The sequence below is a fragment of the Aromatoleum petrolei genome (assembly GCF_017894385.1).
Taxonomy (GTDB): Bacteria; Pseudomonadota; Gammaproteobacteria; order Burkholderiales; family Rhodocyclaceae; genus Aromatoleum; species Aromatoleum petrolei.
Genome location: NZ_CP059560.1, coordinates 4,066,254 through 4,087,187 on the forward strand (window position 1 = coordinate 4,066,254; position 20,934 = coordinate 4,087,187).

Annotated in this window: 18 protein-coding genes; 11 read left to right on the top strand and 7 right to left on the bottom strand. The window is 64.0% G+C overall.

Annotated elements, in window-relative coordinates:
• Nucleotides 1-14: 14 nt before the first annotated feature.
• From ToN1_RS18575 to ToN1_RS18600, 6 genes are all read left to right on the top strand, one after another.
• On the top strand, nucleotides 15-617 hold the full coding sequence (locus ToN1_RS18575; RefSeq protein WP_169206076.1) for an NADH-quinone oxidoreductase subunit J: 603 nt from the start codon (nucleotides 15-17) through the stop codon (nucleotides 615-617).
• A 46-nt stretch (nucleotides 618-663) separates the two neighbouring features.
• Entirely contained in the window at nucleotides 664-969 is a 306-nt protein-coding gene (gene nuoK / locus ToN1_RS18580; RefSeq protein ID WP_018992227.1) for an NADH-quinone oxidoreductase subunit NuoK, read from the top strand.
• Nucleotides 970-981: 12 nt separating this feature from the next.
• Nucleotides 982-3,003, top strand: coding sequence for an NADH-quinone oxidoreductase subunit L (nuoL, locus tag ToN1_RS18585; protein ID WP_169206075.1), 2,022 nt, complete (start codon nucleotides 982-984; stop codon nucleotides 3,001-3,003).
• Between the two features lie 69 nt (nucleotides 3,004-3,072).
• Nucleotides 3,073-4,554, top strand: coding sequence for an NADH-quinone oxidoreductase subunit M (locus tag ToN1_RS18590; RefSeq protein WP_169206074.1), 1,482 nt, complete (start codon nucleotides 3,073-3,075; stop codon nucleotides 4,552-4,554).
• Between the two features lie 37 nt (nucleotides 4,555-4,591).
• Nucleotides 4,592-6,160 (top strand): NADH-quinone oxidoreductase subunit NuoN, encoded by a 1,569-nt coding sequence (gene nuoN / locus ToN1_RS18595; RefSeq protein ID WP_169206073.1) that lies wholly within the window; start codon nucleotides 4,592-4,594, stop codon nucleotides 6,158-6,160.
• Nucleotides 6,138-6,722: an NUDIX domain-containing protein gene (locus ToN1_RS18600; protein WP_210147860.1), complete on the top strand. Its 585-nt coding sequence runs from the start codon at nucleotides 6,138-6,140 to the stop codon at nucleotides 6,720-6,722. The genes nuoN and ToN1_RS18600 overlap by 23 nt, the downstream gene beginning before the upstream one ends.
• A gap of 163 nt (nucleotides 6,723-6,885) precedes the next feature.
• Here ToN1_RS18600 and ToN1_RS18605 read toward each other — a convergent pair whose 3' ends face one another.
• Nucleotides 6,886-9,753 (bottom strand): adenosylcobalamin-dependent ribonucleoside-diphosphate reductase, encoded by a 2,868-nt coding sequence (locus tag ToN1_RS18605; RefSeq protein WP_169206072.1) that lies wholly within the window; start codon nucleotides 9,751-9,753, stop codon nucleotides 6,886-6,888.
• 343 nt (nucleotides 9,754-10,096) lie between these two features.
• Here ToN1_RS18605 and ToN1_RS18610 point away from each other — a divergent pair, with 343 nt between their 5' ends.
• The 5 genes from ToN1_RS18610 to ToN1_RS18630 are packed head-to-tail and all read left to right on the top strand — an operon-like array spanning nucleotide 10,097 to nucleotide 15,134.
• Entirely contained in the window at nucleotides 10,097-11,890 is a 1,794-nt protein-coding gene (locus tag ToN1_RS18610) for an NAD(P)H-dependent oxidoreductase subunit E (protein WP_169206071.1), read from the top strand.
• 2 nt (nucleotides 11,891-11,892) lie between these two features.
• The gene (locus ToN1_RS18615) at nucleotides 11,893-12,597 is read left to right on the top strand and encodes a 2Fe-2S iron-sulfur cluster-binding protein (RefSeq protein WP_169206070.1); all 705 of its coding nucleotides are present in this window, start codon (nucleotides 11,893-11,895) and stop codon (nucleotides 12,595-12,597) included.
• Nucleotides 12,594-13,148: an NADH-quinone oxidoreductase subunit B family protein gene (locus ToN1_RS18620; RefSeq protein WP_169206069.1), complete on the top strand. Its 555-nt coding sequence runs from the start codon at nucleotides 12,594-12,596 to the stop codon at nucleotides 13,146-13,148. The genes ToN1_RS18615 and ToN1_RS18620 overlap by 4 nt, the downstream gene beginning before the upstream one ends.
• A gap of 8 nt (nucleotides 13,149-13,156) precedes the next feature.
• Nucleotides 13,157-14,617 (top strand): Ni/Fe hydrogenase subunit alpha, encoded by a 1,461-nt coding sequence (locus ToN1_RS18625; protein WP_210147861.1) that lies wholly within the window; start codon nucleotides 13,157-13,159, stop codon nucleotides 14,615-14,617.
• Nucleotides 14,610-15,134, top strand: a complete 525-nt coding sequence (locus ToN1_RS18630; RefSeq protein ID WP_169207718.1) for a hydrogenase maturation protease — start codon at nucleotides 14,610-14,612, stop codon at nucleotides 15,132-15,134. The genes ToN1_RS18625 and ToN1_RS18630 overlap by 8 nt, the downstream gene beginning before the upstream one ends.
• Here ToN1_RS18630 and ToN1_RS18635 read toward each other — a convergent pair.
• The 6 genes from ToN1_RS18635 to ToN1_RS18660 form a co-directional block, all read right to left on the bottom strand.
• Entirely contained in the window at nucleotides 15,083-15,952 is an 870-nt protein-coding gene (locus ToN1_RS18635) for an HDOD domain-containing protein (protein WP_169207717.1), read from the bottom strand. The genes ToN1_RS18630 and ToN1_RS18635 overlap by 52 nt on opposite strands.
• Before the next feature lie 23 nt (nucleotides 15,953-15,975).
• A complete protein-coding gene (locus ToN1_RS18640; protein WP_169207716.1) occupies nucleotides 15,976-16,788 on the bottom strand; it encodes a DUF2189 domain-containing protein in 813 nt (270 codons plus the stop codon).
• Between the two features lie 58 nt (nucleotides 16,789-16,846).
• A complete protein-coding gene (locus ToN1_RS18645) occupies nucleotides 16,847-17,656 on the bottom strand; it encodes an alpha/beta fold hydrolase (RefSeq protein ID WP_169207715.1) in 810 nt (269 codons plus the stop codon).
• Between the two features lie 4 nt (nucleotides 17,657-17,660).
• The gene (locus ToN1_RS18650; protein WP_169207714.1) at nucleotides 17,661-18,965 is read right to left on the bottom strand and encodes an O-acetylhomoserine aminocarboxypropyltransferase; all 1,305 of its coding nucleotides are present in this window, start codon (nucleotides 18,963-18,965) and stop codon (nucleotides 17,661-17,663) included.
• Between the two features lie 37 nt (nucleotides 18,966-19,002).
• A complete protein-coding gene (locus ToN1_RS18655) occupies nucleotides 19,003-19,218 on the bottom strand; it encodes a DUF465 domain-containing protein (RefSeq protein WP_018992242.1) in 216 nt (71 codons plus the stop codon).
• A 115-nt stretch (nucleotides 19,219-19,333) separates the two neighbouring features.
• Nucleotides 19,334-20,929, bottom strand: coding sequence for a B12-binding domain-containing radical SAM protein (locus ToN1_RS18660; protein WP_169207713.1), 1,596 nt, complete (start codon nucleotides 20,927-20,929; stop codon nucleotides 19,334-19,336).
• Between the last annotated feature and the right edge of the window lie 5 nt (nucleotides 20,930-20,934).

The following is a 20,934-nucleotide window of genomic DNA, read 5'->3' on the forward strand; positions in this document are numbered from 1 at the left end:
GCGCCGCAAAGGACATGGATTTCAAGACCCTCGTTTTCTACATCCTGTCGGCGATCATGGTGTTCGCCGCGCTTCGGGTGATCACGTCACGGAACCCGGTGCATGCCGCACTGTTCCTCGTGCTCTCCTTCGTGACCGCTGGCGGCATCTGGCTTCTGTTGGCCGCGGAGTTCCTCGCAATCGTCCTTATCATGGTGTACGTCGGGGCGGTCATGGTGCTTTTCCTGTTCGTCGTCATGATGCTCGACATCAACCTCGATCGGTTGCGGGAGGGCTTCTGGAGCTACCTGCCGGTTGGCGCGCTGATTGGAATCCTGCTGGTCGTCGAAATGGCCCTGGTGCTTGGCGGCCGCTACTTCGGCCTCGAGGCGATGCCCGAGCCGCCCGCGGCGCAGGCCGGTTACAGCAATACGCGCGAACTGGGGCGCCTCCTGTACACCGATTACGTGTATCCGTTCGAACTTGCCTCGCTGCTGCTGCTGGTGGCAATGGTCGTTGCCGTGTCGCTTACCCTGCGTAAGCGCAAGGGGTTGCGTCGGGTGAATCCGTCGGATCAGGTGGCCGTCAAGCGTGGCGATCGCGTCGAACTCGTTTCGATGTCCGCCGAGAAAGAATAAGAACTGCGGCAGTTTCGCGGGAACTGGTGCAATCAAGGGGTTATAGATGCTTTCGCTTTCCCACTATCTGATTCTGGGCGCGATCCTGTTCGCGATCAGCGTGGTCGGGATCTTCCTGAACCGGAAGAACCTAATCGTGCTGCTGATGGCGATCGAGCTGATGCTGCTCGCGGTGAATCTGAACTTCGTCGCCTTCTCGCACTATCTGGGCGATCTGGCCGGACAGATTTTTGTTTTCTTCATCCTCACCGTGGCGGCGGCGGAGTCTGCGATCGGTCTCGCGATTCTGGTCGTGCTGTTCCGCAACCTGCGGACGATCCACGTTGATGATCTGGACAGCCTCAAGGGTTAAGGAAGCGGCTCGATGACGGACATGCAAAAGCTCTATCTCCTGGTACCGCTAGCCCCTCTCGTGGGGGCGATTCTGGCGGGTCTGTTCGGCAAGGCCATCGGCCGTGCCGGTGCGCATATCGTGACGATCCTCGGTGTTGCGGTAGCGCTGGCCGCCTCGGTAGTGATCTTTCAGGATGTTCAGGCCGGCAATACTTTCAATGGCACGGTCTACACGTGGATGAAGAGCGGGAACCTGACCTTCGAAGTCGGTTTCCTGATCGACTCCCTCACGGTCATGATGATGCTCGTGGTCACGTTCGTGTCGCTCATGGTGCACATCTACACCATCGGCTACATGCACGATGATCCCGGCTACCAGCGCTTCTTCAGCTACATTTCGCTGTTCACCTTTTCGATGCTGATGCTGGTGATGTCGAACAACTTCCTCCAGCTGTTCTTCGGCTGGGAAGCTGTGGGTCTGGTGTCGTATCTGCTGATCGGCTTCTGGTATGAGCGTCCGACCGCGATCTACGCGAACCTCAAGGCATTCCTGGTGAACCGCGTCGGTGACTTCGGTTTCCTTCTCGGTATAGGCCTGATCGCCGCATACGCCGGCAGCCTCAACTATGCCGAGGTGTTCGCGAAGGGCAGCGAACTGGCCGCGCAGGAGATGGCAGTCACCGGGTGGCCGCTCATCACTGCGATCTGCATCTGCCTGTTCATCGGAGCAATGGGCAAGTCGGCGCAGGTTCCTCTGCACGTTTGGCTGCCCGACTCGATGGAAGGTCCGACCCCGATCTCGGCGCTGATTCACGCTGCCACGATGGTGACGGCCGGCATCTTCATGGTGGCGCGCATGTCGCCGCTGTTCGAACTCTCGGACGTGGCGTTGTCCTTTGTGCTCGTCATCGGTGCAACGACGGCTCTTTTCATGGGCTTCCTCGGCATCGTGCAGAACGACGTCAAGCGGGTCGTTGCGTACTCGACCCTATCGCAGCTCGGCTACATGACCGTTGCGCTGGGTGTCTCGGCCTACTCGGCGGCTGTGTTCCACCTGATGACGCACGCGTTCTTCAAGGCGCTCCTGTTCCTCGGCGCCGGTTCGGTGATCATCGGCATGCATCACGATCAGGACATGCGCAACATGGGCGGCCTGTGGAAGTACATGCCGATCACGTGGATCACCTCGCTCCTCGGTTCTCTGGCACTGATCGGTTTTCCGTTCTTCGCGGGTTTCTACTCCAAGGACTCGATCATCGAAGCGGTGCACGCTTCGCACATCCCGGGGGCAGGCTATGCGCTGTTCTGCGTGCTGGCAGGTGTCTTCGTGACCGCGTTCTACTCCTTCCGCATGTATTTCCTGGTCTTCCACGGCAAGGAGCGGTTCGGCAAGAACCATGATCACCACGACCACCAGGGTGACCACGACGACGAAGAGGTGTCGGCGGATCACCATCACGGTCTCGCACCCGGCCAGAAGCCGCATGAGTCTCCGTGGGTGGTGACGCTGCCGCTGGTGCTGCTCGCGGTGCCGTCGGTGGTTATCGGCTTCTTCACCATTGAGCCGATGCTCTTCGGTGACTGGTTCAAGGGCGTGATCCATGTCGGCAGCAACCACGTCGGTCTTTCCGAGCTGGCGGAGCACTTCCATGGTCCGGTTGCGATGGCTCTGCACGGACTGCAGACCGCGCCGTTCTGGCTGGCGATGAGTGGCGTCGTGCTCGCATGGTTCTTCTACATGGTTCGTCCCGACATCCCGGCCGCGATCCAGCGTACGTTCCGCCCGGTGCATGCGTTGCTCGAGAACAAGTATTTCTTCGATCGTTTCAACGAGATCGTGTTTGCGGGAGGTTCGCGACTGATCGGTAAGGGCCTCTGGAAGGTGGGCGATCAGGGGATCATCGATGGCGTGGCGGTCAATGGCACGGCGAGACTGGTGGGCTGGGTCGCACAGATCAGCCGTCTGTTCCAGACGGGTCACCTGTACCAGTACGCCTTCGCAATGATCATCGGGGTCTTCATTCTCCTCACCTTCTGGTTCAACCTGGTTTGAGCCAAAAGGCCGGTCTGTGAATAACGATAAACACGCGTCAGTTTTCGGCGCATTGAACGGAAAGTAACGATGACGGGTATGCCATTCCTCAGCCTAGCGATCTGGATACCGATCCTGGGTGGGTTGCTCGTGCTAGCAACCGGTTCGGACCGTAATGCGCCGCTGGCGCGGTCCCTTTCCATGCTGGTTGCATTGGTCGGGTTCGCGGTGACGATCCCGCTGTTCACTCAGTTCGATGCAAGCAGCAGTTCGATGCAGTTCAGCGAGTTCCTGCCGTGGATTCCGCGCTTCAATATCAACTACCACCTCGGGGTGGACGGCATTTCGGTGCTGTTCGTGCTGCTGAACTCGTTCATCACGATCATCGTCGTGATGGCGGGCTGGCAGGTGATCCAGGAGAAAGTCGCCCAGTACATGGCCGCGTTCCTGATCATGTCGGGGCTAATGAACGGGATCTTCTCCGCGCTCGACGGCATTCTGTTCTACGTGTTTTTTGAAGCCTCGCTGATTCCCCTTTACCTGGTCATCGGCATTTGGGGCGGAGCGAACCGCGTCTATGCCGCGATCAAGTTCTTCCTCTACACGCTGCTCGGTTCGCTGCTGATGCTGATCGCCCTGCTTTACCTTTTCATGGAAGCCGGCGGTAGTTTCAGCATCCTCGACTGGCACAAGCTGCCGCTGGCGATGCCCGCGCAGACGCTGATCTTCTGGGCCTTCCTGATCGCGTTCGCAGTCAAGGTGCCGATGTGGCCGGTGCATACCTGGCTGCCCGACGCCCACGTCGAGGCGCCGACCGGAGGCTCGGTGGTGCTGGCGGCGATCGCGCTGAAGCTGGGGGCCTACGGTTTTCTGCGGTTCTCGTTGCCGATCGTCCCTGACGCTTCGCAGGCCATGGCGCCAATGATGATCGCGCTCTCGCTGATCGCCGTGATCTATATCGGTTTCGTCGCGCTGGTTCAGACGGACATGAAGAAGCTGGTTGCGTATTCGTCGATTTCGCACATGGGTTTCGTGACCCTGGGATTCTTCATGTTCAATGTCGTGGGGCTTGAAGGGGCACTGGTGCAGATGATTTCGCACGGTTTCGTTTCGGGCGCCATGTTCCTTTGCATCGGGGTGCTCTACGACCGCATGCATACGCGCAACATCGCCGACTATGGCGGTGTCGTGAAGACGATGCCCAAGTTCGCCGCGTTCTTCATGTTGTTTGCGATGGCGAACGCCGGTCTTCCCGGTACCAGTGGTTTCATCGGCGAGTTCATGGTCATTCTCGGCGCCGTGAAATTCAATTTCTGGGTCGGGTTCGGGGCCGCGATAACGCTGATCCTGGGTGCGGCCTATACGCTCTGGATGTACAAGCGCGTCGTCTTTGGCGTAGTCGGCAACAGCCATGTCGCCGAACTCGAGGACATCGGCGGGCGCGAATTCGCGTTTCTCGGCATTCTTGCGCTGTGCGTGCTGGCGATGGGTTTGTATCCCTTCCCCTTCACGGAAGTGATGCATGCGTCGGTTAATGAACTCCTGCGGCATGTTGCCGTGAGCAAGCTCTGAGCGAGCGGGCAAGACACTTTTTCGGACTGGTCAGAAGATGAATTTCGTCGTTCCCGACTTCTACCCCGCAGCGGCAGAGATTCTCGTTGCCGTGATGGCGCTGGTGATCATGCTGGCTTCCACGTTTGCACGACGCGTGGCCAGCGATCTCGCCTACGGGCTCACACAACTTACGCTTGTATTTGCTGCGCTGGTCAGCGTGCTTGTGAGTCCCAACCTTCTCGCAGCCGTTGCGGCGGTGATTTCCGAAGTGCCGTTGTTCGGCGTTCGTCTCGCCGAGGTGCTAATGAGCCTGGCGGAGGGCTATGCGGCGAACGAGGTGGTCGCGACCTTCAACGGGATGTTCATCGGCGACATGTTGGGTGGTCTGCTCAAGGTGTTTTCGCTGCTGGCGGTTGCGGTCGCGCTGCTTTACGGGCGGGGTTACCTCGCCGACCGCAAGATCGATCGGCCGGAGTACTACCTGCTGTCGCTCCTGATGAGCCTGGGCATGATGGTGATGATCAGTGCGAATCACATGCTGTCTCTGTACATGGGCTTGGAGATGATGTCGCTGTCCCTGTACGGGATGGTTGCGTTCGATCGCGAGTCGGCGCGTGCGACCGAAGCGGCGATGAAGTACTTCGTGCTCGGTGCGCTGGCCTCAGGTCTCCTGCTCTATGGCATGTCGATGATTTACGGTGCCACGGGTAGCCTCGAGCTGTCGGGCATTGCACAGTCGATCTATCATCAGGCTGCGAACAAGACGGTACTCGTGTTCGGTCTGGTATTCGTCGTCGCCGGTCTCGCATTCAAGCTGGGAGTGGTCCCGTTCCACATGTGGGTGCCCGACGTCTATCAGGGCGCCCCGACGGCCGTGACGCTGATGGTTTCGTCAGCGCCCAAGCTGGCTGCGTTTGCGATGGCCATGCGTCTACTGGTCTACGGCTTGTTCGAACTGGCCGATCAGTGGCAGACGATGCTGATGTTCCTCTCGGTGCTTTCGATCGTACTCGGCAACCTGGCTGCGATTGCCCAGTCGAACATCAAGCGAATGCTGGCCTACTCCGGTATCTCGCACATGGGCTTCGTGCTGCTCGGTCTCCTCGCAGGGGTGGTCGACGGTGACCGCAATTTCGCGCTTAACGCCTACAGCTCGGCGATGTTCTATGCGGTGTCCTACGTCATCATGAGTCTCGCATCGTTCGGCATGGTGATCCTGCTGTCGCGTGCCGGCTTCGAGGCGGAAACCATCGAGGACTTCAAGGGCCTGAACAAGCGCAACTCCTGGTTCGCGGCGCTGATGATGATTGTGATGTTCTCGATGGCGGGTATCCCGTTCTTCATCGGTTTCTTCGCAAAGCTTTCTGTCCTGCAGGCTGTCGTCGCTGCGGGCCACGTCTGGCTGGCAGTCTTGGCGGTGATGATGTCGGTGATCGGCGCGTTCTACTATCTGCGCGTCGTGAAGGTCATGTACTTCGACGAGCCGACCGACAGCGCACCCATCAGGGCCCAGGGCGAGGTGCGGTTCCTATTGTCGGCGAATGGTCTCGCGATCGCAGTGCTCGGCCTGCTGCCCCAGGGTCTGATGTCGCTCTGCGCCTATGCGCTCCTTGCATCCCTCTGAGCGGGATCCGCTCGAGGAGAGTGAGCTCGAATCCTTTCCGGTCTACGACGGCGTCCTGCTGAAGGTCCGTCGGGACCGGGTTGCGCTTCCAGACGGCAGCGTATCGGTCCGCGAATACATTACCCACCCGGGTGCGGTGGTTGTCGTTGCTGTCCTGCCTGATGGTCGCCTGCTGTTTGAACGGCAGTTCCGTTATCCCCTGCGTCGTGCTTTTCTCGAGTTGCCCGCCGGCAAGATCGATGCTGGGGAGGATCTGCTCGCCTGCGCCCGGCGTGAGTTGCGTGAGGAGACGGGCTACGAGGCCGGCGAATGGCAGTACTTGGGGGTGATGCATCCCTGTATCGGCTATTCCGATGAGCGCATCGAGATGTACCTCGCCCGCGATCTCACCCACGTGGGCGATGCACTCGACGACGGCGAATTCCTCGAAATCCTGACGTTCTCGGCCGATGAAGCGGTTCGTGCGGTGATGGAAGGTGCGATTACCGACGCCAAGACGATCACGGCGTTGTTCCGCGCACTGCCCGAACTGGGGCTGGAAATTTCAGCGCGACCCGCATAGTGCCCGTTCGCGCCGGGGCGACCCTGCCGGGTTTGACCACGGACCGTCGGTAGGCAGGCGAGCAGGCAAGCAAGGTGGGGCAGTTAGGCGGCCCGCAAAAAAAACGCGAACCATCCGGTTCGCGTTTTGCGTTGGGGCGTCCGAATCGACGCCCCGTCATCGATCAACCGCAGGTGCCGACCGCGCCGCAGGCGGTGCAGAAGTCGCACCCGTCCTTGCGGATCACCGCGTGGTTGCCGCATTCGCTGCACAGCCCGCCCTGCATGACTTTCGGGTCGCTGTTCTCGCGCGGCGCTTCGAGAATGCCCATCTCGCGCACCGGGTAACCTTGCTCGTCAAGCACACCGAGCATGGCGTAGCGGTGGATGATGAGTTGCGCCATGTAGGCCACGGTGCTCGGGTAGTTCTGCTGGCGGCGAGTACCCGGGACGAAGGCCATGAAGTCGCCGAGCGGTTCGGGGTAGTTGAGCAGCTTGCGTAGCTTCATACCGACCCATGCCGGATCCATGACGCGCATGTCGAGCGACAGGATGCGGGTAAGTCCGTCGAGGGCGCGCGGATAGTTGCCGGACAGCCAAACCGAGTAGGGGCGGGTCACGCCGTCGGGCAGCGTGATTTCCTTCAGGCCGAGGACGAAGTCTTCGCCGGTTGCCGGGTTGGAGATATCGACGGTCCAGGACAGCGTGCCGTCGGTGCCGGTCTTGGGCTCTTGCAGGCTGAAGAGGGTGTCGAGCACCGGTGTCGGCGTGTCATTCACCTCGAGGGCGCCGAGCTTCTCGCAACGGTAGCGGACCACCTGGGCAAAAGCGGAGACTACGCCGGGGAACATGGTCTTCTCGCCGTGCGGCGGGAAGGGCATCTCGAAGGATTTTTCGCCGATCGTGCGCGCCAGGGTCTCGAGCTTGAGCTTGAGCCAGCCGCGGTCGTTCGCGCGCATGTCCATCGACAGGGTCTTGGCGACGGCGCCGAGGCCGCGCGGCTGGTCTGCGCCGTTGACCCACACTTCGAACGGGAAGGAGCCGCCGTTGTTGCCGACCTGGCCGACGAAGAGGGCGAAGTCGCCGGTCGGGGTGCCGAGCATGTAGGTCCAGGCCATGTTGCCATCCGGCAGCTCAGGGCGGCCGGGCCAGCGCAGGCTGGAGAGGACGGGGGCGGGCAGGCTGTTGATCGACAGGCGCTTGTTCGGTCCGGAAAGTTCGACGTCCTGCGGCTGCTTTTGTTCGGACGACGGGCTTACCGAGAGCACCGAGCCCAGCACGGAGTTGGGGCGATAGGTCGCGAGCCCCTTGAGGCCGGCCTTCCAGGCGGAGAGGTAGAGGTCCTCGAACTCGGCGTAGGGGTAGTCCTCGGGGACGTTTACGGTCTTGGAGATCGAGGTGTCGATGAATGGCGCGACTGCGGCCACCATGTCTTTGTGGGCCTGCGCCGAGATTTCGAGCGCGGTGACGAAGTAGGGCGGCAGGTTCGCGACGTTGCCGCCGAGGTGCTTGTACAGGCGCCACGCGTAGTCTTCGACTGCGTATTCCTTGTAGGTGCCGTCCGCCATGCGCTTGCGGCGCGTGTAGGTGTAAGAGAAGGGCGGTTCGATGCCGTTCGAGGCGTTGTCCGCGAAGGCGAGCGAGATCGTGCCGGTCGGGGCGATCGACAGCAGGTGCGAATTGCGCAGACCGTGCTTGCGGATCTTGTCCTTCACTTCGGAAGGCAGGCGCGAGGCGAAGTTGCCGCCGGACAGGTAGAGATCGGCATTGAACAGCGGGAAGGCTCCGCGTTCCCTGGCCAGTTCGACCGAGGCGAGGTAGGCGCGGTCGCGCATGTATTCGGAGATCTTCGCGGCGACGGTACGGGCCTCGGTGCTGTCATAGCGCTTGCCGAGCATGATCAGGGCGTCGCCCAGTCCGGTGAAGCCGAGACCGACGCGGCGCTTGGACTGGGCTTCGTTCTCCTGTTGCTCGAGCGGCCAGTGCGTGACGTCGAGCACGTTGTCGAGCATGCGGATGGCGATGTCGACGATCTTGCCGAAGGCCGCATAGTCGAAGTCGGCCTTGTCGGTGAAGGGGTTCTTCACGAAGGGCGTGAGGTTGATCGAGCCGAGGTCGCAGCAGCCGTAGGGGGGCAGGGGCTGTTCGGCGCAGGGGTTGGTCGCCTCGATGGTTTCGCAGTAGTACAGGTTGTTGTCCTGATTCATGCGGTCGAGGAAGAGGATGCCCGGCTCGGCATGGTCGTACGTCGAGCGCATGATTTGGTCCCACAGCTCGCGTGCACGGAGCTTGCGGTACACCCACAGGCCGTCGTCGCGCTGGTAGGCGCCTTCGGCCTTCAGCTCGTCGATCGGTTCGGCCTTGTGCGTGAGTTCCACGTCGGTGTCGGTGTCGACGGCTTCCATGAAGGCGTCAGTGACGCCGACCGAGATGTTGAAGTTCGTCAGGTCGCCATGATCCTTGGCGTGGATGAACTCCTCGATGTCCGGGTGGTCGCAGCGCAGCACGCCCATCTGGGCGCCACGGCGTGCGCCTGCGGACTCGACCGTCTCGCACGAGCGGTCGAAGACGCGCATGTAGGACACGGGGCCGGAGGCGTTGGAGAGGGTGCCCTTCACGAGGGCGCCCTTCGGACGGATGCTGGAAAAATCGTAGCCGACACCACCGCCGCGGCGCATGGTCTCGGCGGCCTGGGCGAGCGCGGTATAGATGCCGGGGCGGTCGTCGACGGCTTCCGACACGGAATCGCCGACCGGCTGGACAAAGCAGTTGATCAGGGTTGCCTGCAGCTTGGTGCCGGCGGCGCTGTTGATGCGCCCTGCGGGGACGAAGCCTTTTTCCTGGGCTTCGAGGAACTTCGCTTCCCAGTGGGCGCGCTTTTCCTCGGCTTCCACGGCTGCGAGGGCACGCGCCACGCGCGTGCGGACTTCGGCGACGGTCTGTTCGTCGTCCTTGGCATATTTTTCGAGGAGAACTTCGCCCGCGATTTCCTGCGGGGCGAGCGTGGAGGCGTCTGCCTTGCCTTTGGCCTGCGAATTGATCGTCGTGCTCATGGTCTTTTTGAGTCCGTGTGTGAGTCCGTTCGATGGTGTGTATTTCGGGGTGAAGAATAGCTCGCGAAAGTTGATTTTGCAAAAAAATAAATATGCGTAAAAACAAGATGTTAATGGTTTATGCGGTATGTCAAGCTTTGTTGAATCACTAGATCTAGTAGTGTATTTGGGTGGTCCGCGACGCTGAAAGTCGCGCCCGCCAAGGGTTTCGGCGGGGTATCGCTGCGCCGGCTGCGGTGCTCGTCGCTCGGGCGCGACGAAAATATTTGCTTCGCTCCGTACGATGCGATGCAGCAACGCTTGCTGGTAGAATCATTGCATAGCGCAGCTCCGGAGTTTGCCCATGCAAGATGCCGAGCGGATAGCAGCACAGGCGGTCGAGCGCCATCGGCGGGAACCGTCACAACTACTTCAGATCCTTGTCGAAACCCAGGACGGCATCGGCTATCTGCCTGCGGAGGCGCTGACCCGCATTGCGGATCTGCTCGAGTTGCCGCGGGCGCGTGTCGAAGGTGTCGCCGGGTTCTACAGCTTTCTATACACGGAGCCGGTCGGCCATTACCGCATCCTCTTTTCCGACAATATCATCGACCGGATGCTGGGCAGCCGGGGATTGATGGAAAGCCTCTGTCGACGGTTGGAGGTCTCGCCGGGACAGGTGTCGTCCGGCGGAGAGGTGAGCGTCGATGCGACGTCATGCACGGGAATGGGGGATCAGGGGCCGGCGGTGCTGGTCAACGGCGTTGCCGTGACGAGGCTGGACGAGGCGCGGGTAGAGCGCATCGCATCGCTGGTACGTGCCGGCACACCGCTGGCCGAGTGGCCGGCGGAGTATTTCTGCGTCGATGACAATATCCGCCGGCGCGGGGCGCTCCTCGGTGACGATTTCGTTCCCGGAGCCGCATTGCAGGTTGCGATGGCACGCGGGCGGCAGGGATGGCTCGAGGAAATACGCATTTCCGGCTTGCGCGGGCGCGGCGGAGCGGGCTTCACCACGGCGGTGAAATGGATGGCCTGCCGCGATGCACCGGGCGCCGACAAGGTGGTGGTGTGCAACGCGGACGAGGGCGAGCCGGGCACGTTCAAGGATCGGGTACTGTTGGCGAGCCAAGCTGAACGGGTCTTCGAAGGGATGACCCTTGCGGCCTGGGCAACCGGGGCGCGGCAGGGCTTGCTGTATCTGCGGGGCGAGTATCGTTACCTGCTGAAGCACCTGCGGGCGGTGCTGGCGCTGCGGCGTGCGGCGGGACTGCTTGGCGCGCGGATCCTCGGGGAAGCGGGATTCGACTTCGACATTGACATCCATCTGGGCGCCGGGGCCTACGTGTGCGGTGAGGAGACGGCCCTGCTCGAGTCGCTCGAAGGCAAGCGCGGCACGCCGCGGATCCGGCCGCCGTTCCCGGTCACGCATGGTTATCTCGGACGCCCGACGGTGGTGAACAACGTCGAGACGCTGGCGAAGACCACCCTAATCGCCCTGCAGGGCGGCACGGCCTTCGCGGCGACGGGGACGCCGCAGTCCACCGGCACGAAGCTCCTTTCGATTTCGGGGGACTGCGCGTATCCCGGGGTGTATGAGTATCCCTTCGGCGTGACGATCGAGCATGTGCTGGAGGATTGCGGGGCACACGACCCGCAGGTCGTGCAGGTGGGCGGCGCGTCGGGTGTGACGATTGCGGGTCACGAGTTCCATCGGCGTATCGCGTTCGAGGACGTGCCGACGGCCGGTGCGTTCATGGTGTTCGACGGGCGCCGCGATCCGTTCGAGATGGCGCGCAATTTCGTGCATTTCTTCGCGCACGAGAGTTGCGGGTTCTGCACGCCGTGCCGTGTCGGGACGGCATTGCTCAAGGGCTACATGGACAAGCTCGCGAGCGGTAAGGGGGCGAAGATGGATCTGGCCGACATCGAGTGGCTGGACCGGCTGCTGAAGAACGCGAGCCACTGCGGGCTTGGGTCAAGCGCGCCGAATCCGGTGATCGACACGCTGGTCAAGTTCCGGCCGGCCTACGAGCGGCGGCTCGTTTCACTCGACTTCAAACCGGCGTTCGATCTCGATGCGGCGCTCGAAACGGCGCGGCGCATGACCGGTCGCGACGATCCGGGCGCGCACCTGGATTGGCGGGAGGAGGTGTAGCGATGGGCGGGAAGTTCCTGTTCGACGGGCGGCCGGTGCCGTTCGAGGAGGGCCAGACGATCCTTGAGGCCGCACGCGCGGCCGGCCACTATATTCCGCACCTGTGCTGGCACCCGGATTTTCCGCCGCACGGCTCGTGCAAGCTGTGCGTCGTGAAAGTCGGCGGGCGCCACGTTTCGTCCTGCGCGTTGCCGGCGCGGGACGGGATGGAGGTGGAGAGCAATACGCCGGAGATCAACGGCGAGCGGCGGGCACTGCTGCAGATGCTGTTCGTCGAGGGCAACCATTTCTGCCCGTCGTGCGAGAAGAGCGGCAACTGCCAGCTGCAGGCGCTGGCCTACGAGCTGGACATGAGCAGCGCGCGCTTCGCGCACTTCTATCCGGACCGGCCGGTCGACGCCTCGCATCCGGACGTGCTGCTGGATTTCAATCGCTGCATCTTCTGCGAACTGTGCGTACGGGCGTCGCGCGACGTGGATCACAAGGGCGTGTTCGCGCTGACCGGTCGCGGCATCCGCAAGCATCTGGTGGTGAATGCGGAGTCGGGGCGGCTGGCTGATACGGATTTCGCGGTCAGCGATAGGGCTGCGGACATCTGCCCGGTGGGCGTGATCCTGCGCAAGCGGGTGGGGTTCGCCGTGCCGATCGGCGAGCGCAAGTACGACGAGGCCGCGATCAGCAGCGTTGCGATGGAGAAGGGCGAATGAGCGACAGCATGAGTTTGTCCCGCGTGCGTGTTGCGACGACCTCGCTGGCGGGATGTTTCGGCTGTCACATGTCCTTCCTGGACATGGACGAGCGCCTGCTCGAGCTGGCCAAGGTGGTGGAGTTCGATCGGTCGCCGCTCACCGACATCAAGCATTGCGGGCCGTGCGACATCGGCCTGATAGAGGGGGGCGTGTGCAACGCGGAGAATGTGCACGTGCTGCGCGAGTTCCGCCGCAACTGCAAGACACTGGTTGCGGTCGGTGCGTGCGCGATCAATGGTGGCCTGCCTGCGCAGCGCAATCACCTCGATCTCGGTGATTGCCTGCAGCAGGTGTATGTGAAACGCGACGGCGTGGAAGAGGGGGGTGTGCCGGATGATCCCGAACTGCCCTTGCTGCTCGACCGCGTTCACCCGATCCATGAGGTGGTGCGGGTGGATTACTTCATCCCGGGTTGTCCGCCGTCGGGCGACGCGATCTGGAAGTTCCTGACGGACCTGATCGGCGGCCGCACACCGCGTCTGCCACATCCCTTGTTACGTTTCGATTGAGGCATTGCATGGATTCGTCGCTTGAAACGGCTGCCGGCAGGGAGCAATTGCGTCGGGTGGTGATCGACCCGGTGTCGCGGGTCGAAGGGCATGGCAAGGTGACCTTGCTGCTCGACGAGGACGACCATGTCCGCGAGGCGCGCCTCCATATCGTGGAGTTCCGCGGCTTTGAGGTGTTCATTCAGGGGCGCCCGTACTGGGAGGTTCCGGTGATGGTGCAGCGCTTGTGCGGGATCTGCCCCGTCAGCCATCACCTTGCGGCATCGAAGGCGATGGACCGGGTGCTGGGCATCCCGATCACGCGCTCGGCCGAGAAGCTCCGGCGCCTGATGCATTACGGGCAGATCCTGCAATCGCACGCGCTGCACTTCTTCCACCTGTCGTCACCGGACTTGCTGTTCGGCTTCGAGTCCGAGGTTGGCAAGCGCAATATCGTCGGGGTTGCCGCGGCCTACCCGGAGGTGGCGCGGCAGGGGGTGCTGCTGCGCAAGTTCGGGCAGGAGGTGATACGTGCGACCGCCGGCAAACGCATCCACGGTACGGGCTCGGTGCCGGGAGGGATGAACCGGCACCTCGCGGTGGAGGACCGGGACGCGCTGCGCGCAGAGATCGACCACATGGTGGAGTGGAGCCGCGCGGCGGTTGAGCTGGTGAAGCGTCTGCATCGGGCCGATCCCGCCCTGTACGACGCGTTCGGGTGTTTTCGCGCCAACGTGATGAGCCTGGTGCGGAGCGACGGGGCGATGGACCTGTATCACGGGGCGCTGCGCTTCCGCGATGCGGACGGCAAGATCCTGATCGACAAGGTGCCGGACCAGTCGTATCGGAGTCTAATCCGGGAGCAGGTCAAGCCGTGGAGCTACATGAAGTTCCCGTACCTGCAGCAGTTGGGGCCGGACGAGGGGTGGTACCAGGTGGGGCCGCTCGCGCGGGTGCAGAACTGCGACTTCATCCCGACGCCGCTGGCCGAGGCCGAGCGCCGGGAGTTCATCGATCACGGGCGGGGGGAGCCGGTCAGGGCGACTCTGGCCTACCACTGGGCGCGGATGATCGAGATGCTGCATGCGGCGGAGGTGATCCGCGACCTGCTCGGCGACGGCGACCTGCTGGAGGGGGCGCTGCTGGCGGACGGGGAGCGCGGGAACGAGGGGGTCGGGATCATCGAGGCGCCGCGCGGAACGCTGATCCACCACTATCAGGTCGGGGACGACGACCTCGTCACGATGTGCAACCTGATCGTGTCGACGACGCACAACAACCAGGCGATGAACACCGCGGTGCGGGAAGTCGCGCGCCGTTACCTCGACGGGCGCAAGCTGACCGAGGGCCTGCTCAATCATATCGAGGTGGCGATCCGGGCTTACGATCCGTGCCTGTCGTGTGCGACGCACGCACTGGGCAAGATGCCGCTGGTGCTTGAACTGGCCGATGCGGGCGGCGAGGTCGTGGATCGGGTGGTGCGTGACTGATTCCGGCCGACTGGTGATCTTCGTCACCGGCAACGAGTCGCGCGGGGACGATGCGGCAGGGCCGCTCTTGTTGCAGCGGCTGGAAGCCGATTTGCCGGCAGGGACGCGGGTCGTCCGGGAGTTTCAACTCCAGGTCGAGCATGCGCTGGAATTGTGCGGCGCCGATGTGGTGCTGTTTGTCGATGCCGCCTGCGCATTGGAGACGCCGTTCGAGTTCTGTGAGGCGGAGGGGAAAGGGGCTGTCTCGAGTTTTTCCCACGCGCTTTCGCCTGCGGCGGTGCTCGACGTGTTCCGCCGCATCGAGGGGACGGAGCCTCCCCCTGCCTTCATCCTGGGGCTGCACGCGGTCCGCTTCGAGTTGGGCGAGGCTTTGTCAGCGCCGGCCGAGGAGGCGCTCGGGGAGGCCCTTGCGTTTGCCCGTGCGCTCTTCGCGTTGCCGCGGTCGGAGTACTGGCGCGAGATGGCTCAGGCGTGCGCGCGCTCGTTGCCCAGGTTCGGGAAGAAGAGGGCGGTGTAGCCCGCCAGGTCGAGTTCGGCGCTTTCGCGAATGCGGCGCAGGTTGGCGGGCTCCATTTCGAGCAAGGCCCAGATCGTGGGGTCGATGCGCTCGGCGGCGGCGGTGCTCGATTCGTTTTCCTGGTCCGCCTCGGCAATGCGCGCGGCGACGTGCACCATCGCGGCCTCGTACACGTAGTCGCCGCCTAGGCGCGGCGTGGTCTGTGCGCCGATGATGTCCACGAAGCTCGTCGGCAGGCGCCAGTGCGCCATCAGTGCAGCACCGACTTCGGCGTGGTCGCAACCGACGATGCGGCGTTCCGCGAGGTGCAGTGATTCACCGCTGCCGGCTGCGACGACGCGCGCTTCGCGCGTGAGCTCAGGGATCGTCTGGTACATCACCAGGTGACCGATGTCGGATAGCAGGCCGATGACGAACAGCCGCTCGACCCCGATCATGCCCTGGCTGCGGCCGATCTCGCGTGCAGCGAGTCCGCGCATGACGCTTCCGCGCCAGAAGCGCGGCATGTCGAGGTGGCGCGGCGCAAAGAGGGTAAACGTGCCGCTCACGGAGATGGCCAGCACGAGGTCATGCACCTGCTGGATGCCGAGAACAGTGACGGCGCGCGAGATCGTTTCGATCCTTCCTCCGTAGCCGTAGAAGGCACTGTTCGCAAGGCGCAGCAGGCTGGAGGCGATTGCAGGGTCGGTGCTGATGGCGTGGGCGACGCTCGCCGTCGAACCGGCGGGGGCGTCGAGTTCGTCGCGAATGCGCAGATAGACGCTCGGCAGGGTGGCGAGCGTGGTGACGTTGGCGACGAGTTCCTGGGCGGAGTGCATGACGATGTTCCGATAGGGCGTGTTCAATGTGTTGCCGTCGGGGGCGAGCCGTCCCCGGTGGGGGCGACGAGGTCGCGGTAGGCGTGCCAGCTGGCATGACCGACGATGGGCATCAATACGACCAGTCCGAGATGGAAGCTGAGGAAGCCAATTATAGTCAGTATGACTATGAGCGAGGCCCAGACGAGCATGGCGCCGGGGTTGCGAGCGAGGGCGCCGATGCTGGCGAGCATGGAGGAGATGGCGTCCTGGTTGCGGTCGAGCATGAGCGGGACGGAAATCACGCTCGCAGCGAACACGATGCAGGCGAACAGCAGGCCGACGCAGAAATACACGAGCAGGAACTCGAGGTTTTCGAGCGTCACGAGTTGGTTGAGAAAGCCGCTGAGGTTGGGCAGCTCGTTGGTATAGAAAAGTGCGAAGATGACCAGCGATGCACGCGCCCAGACGAGGAACACCACGCCGAGGACGACCGCGAAGATGCCTATGTTGCCGGCGTTGCGCCGCCACACCGTGAGCGTCGGCAGCAGGGCGCAGGCCTGCCCTTCTTCACGCCGGCGGCTGATCTCGTAGAGGCCCATCGCGAGGAAGGGGCCGAGCAGCAGGAATCCTGAGGTCATCGCGGCGGTGTATTCGTAGGCGTGCTCGAACACCATCGTGACGAGCAGGCCCATCGCCGCGAAGCAGAAGCCGTAGAAGAGGCTGGGAATCGGACATGCGCGGAAATCGCCTATCCCGCGCCCGATCCAGCGCAGGGGGGCGCCCGCATCGACTTCGCGGACGGTCGGAAAGACAGGTTCTTCAGCTGTCGTACCCGTATCGTTCTGCAGCGACATGGTTCTCTCCTGTTGGGGCTTGTCGTGCGGCGGCGAACGGGGCTTCCTTGTTGTTGTGTTATGCGCTGGTGAGGAAGCCTCGCATGGCATCGCCGACCGCATCGGGCGCTTCGGCCATCATCGCATGACCGGCGCCTTTGATCACTATCATACGCGCGCCGCCGGGAACCTTGGCGAGCGCTTCCTGCAGGGGTTTGACTGCCTTGCGGGGCGTCATCTGGTCGCGTTCGCCGCACAGCATCGCGCATGGCACGGCGATGCGCGATGCGGCCTCAAGGCCGCCCTGGTAGGCATTGCAGGCGGCGAGGTCGTTGGCGAGCACGCCTTCGCGCTGGCGCTCCATGAGGCGCTGGTTGAGACCGGTGAGGGACACGCCGGGAATGGGGCTCGCGCCGAGTTGCGAGGCGGGGGTGTAGGACCACTGGTTGATCATCCCGTGCGCAAGCTCGCGTGCGTTTGCAGCGGCGCCGAGGAGCGGTGGCGCGACGGGCATCGGGGCGACGCTGCCGATGAGGATGAGTTTCCGGATGCGTTCGGGAGCCTGCGCGGCGGCCTGGAGGGCGACGAGCGAACCCATGCTGTGGCCGGCGAGGGCGGCGTGGACGACGCCCGCCGCGTCGAGCAGGGCCTCGACCCAGTCCGCAAGGGCCTCAATGGTGGGCAGCGGGCTGCCCTGCGAGCGGCCGTGACCGGGGAGGTCCGGTGCAAGCACGGCAAGGCCGTGGTGCGCGAGCTGGCGGGCCTGGTAGTTCCACACGCTGTGGTCGTGGCCGGCGCCGTGGATGAGGACGACGACGGGCAGTTGGCGGTCGAAGGGGCGGCCGCCAGTGTAGAGGTAGACGGGCGTGTCGTTGATGCTCAGTTCCATGGGTCTAGCCCTGCACGACGCGACTGGCGGCGTAGAGGCCGCGGTCGAGGTCTTCGATGAGGTCGTCGGCGCTCTCCAGCCCGACCGACAGGCGCACGGTGCCTTCTCCGATGCCCGCGGCGGCGAGATCCTGCGCGGACATGCGGAAATGGGTGGTGCTCGCGGGGTGGATGACCAGGGACTTGGCGTCGCCGACGTTGGCCAGATGCGAGAACACCCGCAGGCCCTCGATGAAGGCGCGGCCGGCGGCGCGGCTGCCCTTGAGCTCGAAGGACAGCACAGAGCCCGCACCGTCGGGCAGCAGGCGGGCGGCAAGCGCGTGGTCGCGATGGCTGGCGAGGCCGGGCCAGGCGACATGCGCGACGAGTGGATGGGCTGCGAGGTGCTCGGCAACCCGGCGCGCGTTGGCGACGTGGGCACGCATGCGCAGCGGCAGGGTCTCCATGCCTTGCAGGATCTGGAAGGCGTTCATCGGCGACAGGCAGGCGCCGAAGTCGCGCAGGCCTTCACGCCGTGCGCGCAGGAGGAAGGCGGCGATGGGGGATTCCTCGGCGAAATCCATGCCGTGGAAGCCGTCGTAGGGTTCGGTGAGCGTGGGGAAGAGGCCGGAGGCTTCCCAGTCGAAGCGCCCGCCATCCACGAGCAGGCCGCCGACCGCGACGCCATGGCCCCCGAGGAATTTGGTCGCCGAGTGCAGCACGAGGTCGGCGCCGAGGGCGAGCGGGCGCTGCAGGCAGGGGGTGACGAGGGTCGCGTCGACCAGCAGCGGCACCCGATAGGCGTGCGCGATGTCGGCGACCGTGGGGATGTCGAGCACGTCCAGGCCGGGGTTGCCGAGCGATTCGCCGAAGAAGAGGCGTGTCTCGGGGCGGACGGCGGCGCGCCAGGCGTCCGGGTCGTGCGGATCGACGAAGGTGGTGGTGATGCCGAAGCGCGGCAGGGTGTAGGCGAGCAGGTTGTGCGAGCCACCGTACAGCGCGTGCGAGGCGACGATGTGGCCGCCAGCGCCCATCAGGGTGGTGATTGCCAGATGCAGGGCGGCCTGTCCGCTCGCGACGGCGATTGCTCCGACTCCACCTTCGAGGGCGGCGATGCGTTCCTCGAGCATCGCGTTGGTCGGGTTGGAGATGCGCGTATAGACGTGGCCGGGGCGCTCGAGGTTGAACAGCGCGGCGGCGTGGTCGGTGTCCGGGAAGACGTAGCTTGTGGTGAAGTAGATGGGGGCTGCGCGGGCGCCAAAGGCGGGGTCGGGGGACTGGCCGGCGTGGAGCGCGAGAGTTTCGGGTCCGAAGGTCTTGGGTTGGGTCATCGGCGGGGCTGCGGATTGTCCTCGGCGCGAGCGGGGCTCACGCCAGTTCGTCGGGGTCGAGCATGCGCTGGATGACGGAGATGCGGTCCTTGAGGGCGAGCTTGCGCTTCTTCAGACGGCGCAGCAGCAGTTCGTCTTCCTGCGGGGAGCCCTGCAGACGCGTGATGGCGTCATCAAGGTCGCGGTGCTCGTTGCGGAGCTCCGTGAGCCGGATCTGCAGGCTGGTGACGTGGTCGAAGGCTTCCTCTGTCATCGGGTACCTGCTCGGGGTGGGCGTATGTACGCCGTTGGAGGGACAGTCAGACCGGTAATCTTATGCGCCGCGCGGGGCGATGACAACTCGTTGCGCCGCGCGGCGCTGCGTTCCGTCAGACGGTGTCGCGAACCACCCCGGATGCGTCTTTGCGGGTGATGGAGACCGGCGTGGCCGAACGTGCCTTGTCGGCCAGCAGTTCCGCGCCGAGATGCGCCTTCAGTTCCGCCGGCTGGCGCGGGTGGGGGGGGAAGTCGCGGCGCGCGGCTTCGAGCTGCGCGCGGTTCGCGCTGAAGTAGCGCGCGGCCTTGACCGCACGCGGGAGGTTGCGGATCAGGTGCCAAAGGCTCCAGCGGTGTTCCCACAAGCGGCGGGCGAAGCGACGGCGGTAGCCCTCGCTGTCGTAGAAGCGGCGGACGTGCCAGTTGTAGAGGGCGTCCATCTCCTCGCGCGAGGCGAAGCCTGCAGGACGGTATACGAAGTTGAGGCAGTTCATCAGGCGCCAGTCCTCGCAGAAGTCGCCGCTGCTGCCGTCGACGCATTCGTCCCAGATCGGCGCGCCGTACATGGGGCTGAACTTGGTCATGTTCATCTCGTCGAGGTCCAGCGAGAGGATGAAGTCGCTGGTCGCGCGCAGCGTCTGCGGCGTCTCGCCGGGCAGACCGAAGATGAAGAGGCCCTTGGCGCGCAGCCCCGCGGCGTGGATCTTGCGGACGGTGTCGCGCACGGCGTCGAGAGTGACGCCGGCCTTGTGGCGTTCCATCATTGCAGGATCGGCGGACTCGATGCCGAGCGAAACCATCAGCGCGCCGGCGCGCTTCAGCTGGTGCAGCATCTCCTGCGAGGTGTGGCCGGTGCGGATCGCGCAGTTGAACTGCATGCCCAGGGGCTTTTCGATGAGCAGGCAGCACAGTTCGTCGACGCGCTTGCGGCTGGCGGTGAACAGGTCGTCGTAGAAGTTGATGTGGTGAACGCCGAACTTGTCGCGCAGGTGCTTCATGTGCGCGTAGATGTAGGCGGCGGAATTCACCTTGTAGAGGCGCTCGAACACGGTGCGGTCGCAGAACGAGCAGGTGTAGGGGCAGCCGCGCGAGGTGATCATCGTGGCGCCGTGGCGTTTGGCGTAGGAGAAGAGCGGGAGGTGGTAGCCGGCGGGGAAGCCGGCGAGCTTCTCGTAGGCGGGGAAGGGCAGTTCGTCGAGGTCGAGGATGCGCGGCCGCCGCGGGTTGGAGACGATGCGCGAGCCGTTGCGCCACACCAGGTTGTCGATCGCGGCGAGGGGCTTGCCGTCGGCGAGGTCGAGCAGGGGGCCTTCGCCTTCGCCGATGCTCAGGTAGTCGATCTCGGGGAAGTGCTCGAGCAGCGCCGCGCCGATGGAGGAGGCATGGACGTTGCCGAGCACGATGCGGATGTCCGGGCGCCGGCCTCGGATGCTCGTTGCCATGTCGACGGCGTCCATGAACGCCGAGGTCGTCGCGGAGAAGCCGACGAGTTCGGGGTCGGTGGCGAGGATGGCGTCGACGTTGGCTTCGATGCCGGACGGCGCGAACGGTCCTAGGCAGTCGTGGACGGCTGTTTCGTGACCGTGCTTGTCCAGCCAGGCGGCGAGCGACAGGATGCCGATCGGCGCCATGCGGTTGGCCAGCACCGAGAAGTCGGGTTGTCCGGGGACGAAGTTGAAGCCGGCCGGATGGACGAGGGTGACGCGCACGGGGG